This window comes from Nostoc sp. DedQUE09, assembly GCF_034530915.1.
GTDB lineage: Bacteria > Cyanobacteriota > Cyanobacteriia > Cyanobacteriales > Nostocaceae > Nostoc.
The window spans coordinates 1-8,157 of sequence record NZ_JAVRCE010000124.1 but is presented as its reverse complement, the minus strand read 5'-3'; the positions used below and the strand labels follow the sequence as shown (position 1 = coordinate 8,157).

The following is an 8,157-nucleotide window of genomic DNA, read 5'->3' as shown; positions in this document are numbered from 1 at the left end:
CTCACACTACTGAGCAGTCTGCTACTTCATCCTGATTACTGAATCGGTGTTCTAGAAGTCACGCGATTCCTACTTCAACGAGTCCTGCCTGGATGACTCCAGGACTTACAGATTCTCCATAGGCGTTTAGAGCATCCGGCGCACCGACGGCTGCTGTTAAAAGTTTTAATCCCTCACCCAATATGTTCAAAGCCGCATTATTGTCTCTCAAATTGTAATTACTGCAAGTAGGACAAGTCCATTCACGCAGTTTTAAATCTTTGACTAACGGGTTAATGAAACCACAATGATTACAAGTTTGAGATGAGGGGTAAAATGTACCAACTTTCTGCACAATTCTGTCATGCCACAAAGCTTTATATTCCAGCATGGCAATGAACTTAGACCAGCTAGCGTCCGTTATACTCATTGCCAACTTGTGATTTTTAACCATATTAGCAACTCGCAAATCTTCGATACAGATAATACTGTTTTCTTTGATTAAGCGAGTTGATAGCTTGTGCAGAAAATCGTCTCTAAGATTAGTAATTCTTTCGTAAGTACGAGCCAGCTTGATTTTCACTTTGACTCGATTACTACTACCCTTGACACTACGACATAGCTTTTTATGTGCTTTACGTAACTTCCTTTTTTGAGTTCTGTAATATTCCGGATTATCTACAACTTCTCCATTGCTGGTAACAAGATAGGACTTAATTCCCAAATCTAAGCCAACATTTTGTGTGACTTGAGAGTATTTTTCTATCTCTGTTTCACATAAAATACTAGCAATATATTTACCTGATGAAGTGCGAGTAACCGTAACATTTACAAGCTTTCCGGTAATGTCTTGAGACTTGTGAAACTTTACCCAACCTAGTTTCGGAAGCTTTAAACGATTCTCTATTACCTGAATGTTGCCGTTGGTCAGGTTAGTTTTGTAAAACTGCTTGGAGACATGTTTGGTTTTGAATTTAGGAAAGCCTACGCCCTTCTTGCCTTGAGCTTTTTGGCAATCATGAAAGAAGTTTTTATACGCTGTTTCTAGATTCTTGAGCGAGTTTTGTAGAGCAAATTTATCTACCTCTTTGAGCCATGCAATCTCTTTTTTAAGTAAAGTTAACTGCTGACTACAAGCACTATAGTTTAACGTTTTTTTCTCAATGTTATATAACTCTTTTCTCAGTGCTAAAAAGTGGTTGTACACAAACCTTGCACAGCCAATAGTCTTGTTAATTAAGACTTGTTGGTTGTGTGTGGGAGTTAGTGTAATCTTGAATGCTTTCTGCACGTAGAAAAACTTCTTAAACGTGTTAAATACACTGGTATTGTAACACAAAGTCATGCTCAATATGGAGCGCCTAACTCATGACTATAAGTCACGAGTGTGCGGCTTGTAGATATCAATTAAATTACCATATCGATGAAACAGTTGCTGGGCTGGCATATTCAAGCAATCGTTCCCACCCCAATACCCATGCAGTTTTTACTCTTATCTCTTTACCGTTGCTGAATTTTATAAATTCTCCACCTCCGTCAAAAAATACATCAACAACCAATTGATTTCGCACATCGCGTCCCCACATTTTGTCTGCGGCATTCCACCACCTCTGCCCAGGCGATTCAAACATGGGCAGTTCTAAATATTCATCACGCCATGCTTTCGGCTTCCAATTATCCTGTAGCGCACGAATTAATAAGGCGTTGGGGAAAATCTCTTTCTCGTGTTCACTCAACCACAGCGCATATTCAATTGCACTTCGCAAGGCATCTTCTAAGTCATACGAACAACCTTCAAGTGCATCTTGGACTTCGGCATCTGCAAAATTCACACCGATAGTTATCAGCGCTGGTTCGTATTTCTTGAACACCTCGTACTCAACCGATTCCTTTTCCCAAAACCACATAGCATACCCCTAACTATGTTGAGCATAATTAAAATTTACCATCAGAAAAGGCAGTTGATTGGAAGTCAAATTTCCTGATGTCAACTTCCTGGTGAACCCTAGACTTCCCCGACATCGGGAAAATTTATTTCATCATGAAGGAGGTGCTATTTTACAATAGTATAAATTTTTGTACTAAAGCTGAAAGCATTGCCATACAATGAATACAGCCTAATGTTAAATGTAGCGACTTGCACTTATTCAGATTCAGCTATCTTTATAATTATTCAAAAAGAGCCGCACCCGCCGTATATTGTGTCTTAATTGACATATCACCTGGGTATTACCCATGTAGCGTATGACTATAAATTTACCTGTCCCCCAGGATTATCAATATCAATTTGGTGGTAGTCTTCCTGCTAATGCACCTACCTACGTCACACGCAAAGCTGATGCAGATTTGTATCAGGCTGTGAAAGCTGGAGAGTTTTGTTTTGTCCTTAACTCTCGACAAATGGGTAAATCTAGTTTGCGTGTTCGCACAATGCAAAGGTTACAGGATGAAGGAATTGCTTGTGTATCTATTGATTTAACCGCAATTGGGACATCAGGGCTAAAGTCTGAACAATGGTATGCTGGGATTATTGATACGATTTCTGGTTCTGAAAGTTTAAAGTTAGGTGAGCAGTTTGATTTAGATGAGTTATGGTCAGAGAATTCCCGCTTATCTGATGTGCAGATTTTTGGTAAATTTATTGACAAATTACTAAAATTAATCACGATACAGATTGTTATTTTTATAGATGAAATTGATAGTACTCTCAGTTTAAAATTCTCGGTTGATGATTTTTTTGCTTTAATTCGAGCATTCTTTAATCAAAGAGTTGATAATCCTGAATATCAGCGCATTACTTTTGTGCTGTTGGGGGTCGCCACCCCTTCTGAGTTAATTCAAGATAAAAAGCGCACTCCTTTTAATATTGGAAAAGGAATTGAGTTAACCGGATTTGAATTTGCAGAAGCTTTCCCTTTAATCAAGGGATTCTCTGGACAAAGTAGCAACCCGGAAACCGTACTAAAAGCGATTTTAGACTGGACTGGAGGACAGCCATTTTTAACTCAGAAAGTCTGTGAATTTGTCCGTAAATCTGCAAATGTAATTTCCCCAGGTGAGGAAGCTGCTTTTGTAGAGAATTTAGTCAGAAGTCGAGTGATTGAGAACTGGGAATCTCAAGATGAACCGGAACATTTTAGAACGATTCGGGATAGGATTTTAAAAAGAGATGAACAGAAAGCAGCATACTTATTAGATTTATATCAGCAAGTATGGCACTCAGGCGGAATAGATATTGATAGTAGTATTGAACAGAGTGATTTACAGTTAGCAGGAATCGTTGTTAAAAAAGAGAGTAACTTAAAGGTTTATAACCTGATTTATCAAACCATTTTTGACAATTTATGGATTGAGAAAACTTTAGCCAGTTTGCGTCCTTATGCAGAGAATTATCGTCAGTGGGTATTATCAGGGAAACAGGATGAGTCTCGGTTATTGAGAGAAAATGCTTTAGTAGAAGCCGAAACTTGGGCAAAGGATAAAAGTTTAGGTTTTCAAGATTTAGAATTTTTAGCAGCTAGTCGTAAACGAGAACGAGAAGAAGAACTAGCAGAAACAGAAACACAGTTAGAATTAGAAAGAGAAAGGAAAGAAAAGGAAGCAGCAGAAAAAGCTAGACAAATTGAAGCGGAAGCTAAACAAGAAGCAGAAAGTCAATTGATAACTGCTAGAAATAGAATGCGTTTTGGAGTGGTGGTTTTATCTGTTACTTTAGGGATTACAGGTTTGTTAGGAATAGGTGCATTTATCCAACTGCAAACTGCTCACAGAAATACAGATGAACTCAACCAATCTATTGATAAAATTAGAAACCTGTCAGCAGTGGCTTCTCAACTGCAACAAAAGGGAAAAACGAACGAAGCCAATCAGTCTTTGAATATTGCAGGTTTGGTTTTGCAGAAGAAAATTAATAATTCTCAGCTAAAAGAGGCTTTGTTAAATAGTTCGCTGGTTTTAGGGTATCAATATCTAGCTGATACCGACAAGGATCAAAATCAAAAGAAAGATTTAGAAAAGGCTGAAAGAGATTTTACTAAAAGCCTGGAACAATTATCAATAATAGAAAATCAAATTGATAAAACTCCTGATAATTTAACCACTTTAGTTTATATTAACTACGTTAAAGGACAATTAGAGGAACGCTCAAATCAATCTAAGGCTTTAGCAGATTATAAAAAAGCATTTGATTCTATCAGTATTTTAAAATCTCAGTTTAAGTCTAATCTTGATTTATTTACCTTAGACTTAAATATTCTCTACAATGGCAATGCTGATATTGTAGCTTTGCTTTATCGTAAACTTAAAAAACTGGATAGCTCCAATCCAGTTTATGCTGAATCTTTAAAGGAACATTTATTGAATGAATTAGATTATTTGATGCAGCAGCAAAGATGGAGGGAAGCAGATTCAAAAAATTGGCAGTTTATTTTATATTCAGCAGGAAGGGAAGAAGAAAGCTATTTAAATTTAAATGATCTCAAAAACTTTAATTGTAAGGATTTAAAACAACTAGATACACTTTGGGTAAATAACTCTAAGGGGTATTTTGGTTATAGTGTCCAGAAAAAAATATATTTGGCTAGTGGCAATTCTCTTGATTTTGATTGGGAGAAGGGAGAATGGAAAAATTGGAACGAGAAAGGGTATAATGATTTTACAAAAAGTGTGGGATGGAAAGGACAGGATGGGGAGTGGAGGAAGATTGAGGAATTACCTATGAACCTGAAGGGAGAAGAGGAAGAATCTATTTCGAGGAGAGGAGAACTCCCTATTTTGGGTGGGGGACTTGGACTTGGAGGTATTTCGGGTGAATTGCGGGAAATAGGCAGCGATGGCATTATTATATATCGACATTTACGGGGATTTCGCGGAAGACTACTCTTCTCTTCTTGCAGAGACTTGTAAATGGTAGCAGATAAGGCTTTTAGAGAATTGTAAAGATTTATTTATGGGATATTTTCCACGCAGTAATAAGGCTTTGGGAGATTCGATATCTGGCACTAGGCAATGCACAACCCAAAGAAAAAAAACAAACAACACAGAGGGAACTGAGAAGAGCTAATTTAGAGTCGTTAATATTACCAAAAAGTAGCAAATTCCTCTAAAAAAGACATTTTTAGTGATAAATAGAGACACTGCTCCTATCTTCATCTCAAATCATTGATTGTGATCTTTAAAAATCATCCCTGCAACTTGGGGATTGTAACAATTAGCAAAAATAAATTTCTCAGCCACATCAACAATTTCTGAATTACTTGCCTCCCAACTATCCCAAGGTAATCGCATCTGTCCTGGTGATGCTTTTTTTCCTTTGCCTTTAATTACTTTAGGCAAAAATTGATTACCCCAAAAATAGCGTTTTTCTGTTTTCGCTTTTGGTTTGTACTTCTTACAAAAACCTCGATATTTAGCAGCACATTCATTCAAAGTTTTACCCAGTGCTAAAAAAGCCGGATGCCAAGTTGTTAAACCATCATCCCCAAGTCGGTCATAGGTTCCATAATTACTAAAATCATAGAAAAAGCCTTCTTGCATTCCTGCTGCTTTTGGATTGGCGTGAATATACCGCAGCGTATTCAATGCCCGTTGATAGTCACTTTTGTCAAATCCTGTGCTGTGATAACGTTTTTCCCAAAAATGTCCTGTACGGTTCAACATTCGGTTAAAACACATTGCCGTGTACCAATTTATCCAATGCATGATTTTGGGTAAATCGTTAGGTTGTGCTGGCTCTAGAAGGTAGTGGACATGGTTAGACATTATACATAGGGCATAAAGCTTAAATTGGAACTTAGCCAATGCCTTTTTGAGAGCATAGACAAACACCTGACGGCATTCGTGACGGGTTAATTTAAACTCGCGGTTATTGCACCGAGTAGTGACGTGATAGCTGTATCCTAGTTTTAAGTCGCGCTGTGGCCGTGGCATAAAAAGAATTTGTCATCCTCTAATTCTCCCCATAATATCTATGCCCCTTAACCTTTTTTTTGGTCAAACCCCAAAACCTGAACCCGCAGAGATGACTGGTTTAATCAAAATATCGGGATGTGACAACCCTAAGCGGTGCGGGGATGTGATTTTTGTTCACGGGTTAGGTGGTCACGCACGAGGAACTTGGCATCCGCAAGAACTACGCAACGATGATAATTTCTGGTTAACGTGGCTGGGACAAGAAAGACCAGATTTAGGTATTTGGTCTTTTGGCTACAAGGCTGAACCCTTTGAATGGAGAGGTTCAACAATGCCACTTTTTGACCGTGCTAGTAATTTACTGGAGTATTTACAAGTTAATGATATTGGCAAATACCCAATAATTTTTATCACTCATAGTATGGGTGGATTATTAATCAAAGAAATGCTGCGTAATGCTCAGACGTTTAAAAAAACAGCAGTTATTGAACAGACAAAAGGTATTGTATTTCTCTCCACTCCTCACACTGGTTCCCATCTCGCCAACTTAGTCGATAAAATTGGGATTTTGGCACGAAGCTCTGTTAGTGTTGATGAACTGAAAGTACATATTCCCCAACTGCGTCAACTGAATGAGTGGTATCGGCAAAATGTTGATGACTTGGAAATTGCTACAAAAGTTTATTTTGAAACAAGACCGACTAAAGGCTTTTTAGTTGTAGACCCAGATAGTGCTAACCCAGCCATCAAAGATGTCCAACCTACCGCTACAGATGATGACCATCTTTCTATCACCAAGCCCAAATCAACAGAAAATTTAGTCTACAAGGGAGTGAGTCAGTTTATTAAGCAACAATTGCTAATTAATCTAAGCAATGTTAAACAACCAACACCAAAAGTAAAAGAGAACAACTCCTCATTGACTTATGAAAATCCTGATGGTCAAGTTCCTCTTAACTCCCCCTTTTATATCGAGCGTCCAGAGGTGGAAATTAAATGTTATCAATCCATCCTCCAAGCAGGGGCGTTAATCCGCATCAAAGCCCCGCAAAAGATGGGTAAAACTTCCCTAATGAGTCGCATTCTTGACCATAGTAGACAAAAAGGTTATCGCACAGTTTCTTTGAATTTATGGAGTAAAGAAAATCTTACTGATCTCAATAATTTTTTACAGGCATTCTGTGCAACTCTGAGTTATGAATTAAGGCTAGAAGATAAAATAGATCAATCTTGGAAAACACGCTTAAGCAGTCAAGTTAACTGCACTAATTATTTAAAAGACTATTTATTAAAAAATCTTGATGTTCCCCTAGTATTAGGCTTAGATGATATTGATAAGATTTTTCCTTATCCCGAAATTGCTCAAGAATTTTTTGCTCTACTCCGAGCTTGGCATGAAAAAGGTAAAAACGAAGAAATCTGGCAAAAATTGCGTTTAGTAATTGCACATTCTCAAGAAGTATATGTTTCCTTAAATGTAAATCAATCACCCTTTAATGTGGGGTTATCTGTCGAAATAGGAGAATTTAATCCCATACAAATAAAAGAATTAGTCGAACGACATAAATTAAATTGGTCAGAGACACAAATCGGACAATTAAGGGGAATGATTGATGGTCATCCTTATTTATTAAGGACTGCTCTTTATCAAATCGCCACAGGTAATTTAACTTTAGAACAATTTCTGAAAGTTGCCCCCACTGACGAAGGATTATTTAGAGGCTTTTTACATCCCTATCTTTCACTGCTGGAAGAAGATAAGTTGTTAAAAACAGCGCTCCAAAAAGTGATCAATAGTGATATTCCTGTAAAGTTGTTAGATTCTGTACAAAGTTTTAAATTACGCAGTCTAGGCTTAATTGAATTTAAAGGAAATGAAGTTCAATGCCTTTGTAATTTATATCGCTTTTATTTCCGAGAACGTCTATCCGAATAATTACACCAGGATTTCATCTGGCAAGTAGCTATATTTATCTCACTGGCACAATGCCCGTCGTAGTCATCGCTCTCACCAAGAACAGCATTGTTTTCCACTTTGTAATGCTACTTTAGCACTACGAGTTTTTGTCTTGCGATCGCTATGCTTCCGTGATTAGCTCCGACTAACAGAAATCGATGGACTTCGCCTTGCTCTAATAATAGTTTTCACGGGTCTATGAACTTACGCCAGCCTCAGATACAGCAGCACCTACTTCTGCTTTGACTTCCTTGGGATTAAACTCAGTGAGGCTGTCGCCAACCTCACTGGTCTTCAAAACCGTGCATGAG

5 protein-coding genes are annotated in these 8,157 nt (G+C 37.7%); 2 read left to right on the top strand and 3 right to left on the bottom strand.

Translation table 11 applies throughout. The annotated features are described in order from the left end of the window. Nucleotides 1–58 precede the first annotated feature (58 nt). Together tnpB and RMY27_RS35180 are read right to left on the bottom strand one after the other, a co-directional pair. Entirely contained in the window at nt 59–1,270 is a 1,212-nt protein-coding gene (gene tnpB, locus RMY27_RS35185) for an IS200/IS605 family element RNA-guided endonuclease TnpB (RefSeq protein WP_322669421.1), read from the bottom strand. Nucleotides 1,271–1,391: 121 nt separating this feature from the next. Next, a complete protein-coding gene (locus RMY27_RS35180; protein WP_322669420.1) occupies nt 1,392–1,886 on the bottom strand; it encodes a hypothetical protein in 495 nt (164 codons plus the stop codon). A gap of 337 nt (nt 1,887–2,223) precedes the next feature. Between RMY27_RS35180 and RMY27_RS35175 the strand changes: the two genes are divergently transcribed. Next, nucleotides 2,224–4,884, top strand: a complete 2,661-nt coding sequence (locus RMY27_RS35175) for an AAA-like domain-containing protein (RefSeq protein ID WP_322669419.1) — start codon at nt 2,224–2,226, stop codon at nt 4,882–4,884. 252 nt (nt 4,885–5,136) lie between these two features. On the opposite strand, the gene RMY27_RS35170 is transcribed toward RMY27_RS35175, so the two are convergent. Beyond that, the gene (locus RMY27_RS35170) at nt 5,137–5,907 is read right to left on the bottom strand and encodes a transposase (protein WP_322669418.1); all 771 of its coding nucleotides are present in this window, start codon (nt 5,905–5,907) and stop codon (nt 5,137–5,139) included. A gap of 40 nt (nt 5,908–5,947) precedes the next feature. On the opposite strand from RMY27_RS35170, the gene RMY27_RS35165 reads away from it, so the two are divergent. Then, nucleotides 5,948–7,825, top strand: a complete 1,878-nt coding sequence (locus RMY27_RS35165; RefSeq protein WP_322669417.1) for an AAA-like domain-containing protein — start codon at nt 5,948–5,950, stop codon at nt 7,823–7,825. Nucleotides 7,826–8,157: the final 332 nt, after the last annotated feature.

Bases quoted from the DNA above. Each gene is read 5' to 3' on its own strand.
- RMY27_RS35180 (WP_322669420.1), bottom strand. From the start codon at position 1,886: ATGTGGTTTTGGGAAAAGGAATCGGTTGAGTACGAGGTGTTCAAGAAA.
- RMY27_RS35175 (WP_322669419.1), top strand. From the start codon at position 2,224: ATGACTATAAATTTACCTGTCCCCCAGGATTATCAATATCAATTTGGT.
- RMY27_RS35170 (WP_322669418.1), bottom strand. From the start codon at position 5,907: ATGCCACGGCCACAGCGCGACTTAAAACTAGGATACAGCTATCACGTC.
- RMY27_RS35165 (WP_322669417.1), top strand. From the start codon at position 5,948: ATGCCCCTTAACCTTTTTTTTGGTCAAACCCCAAAACCTGAACCCGCA.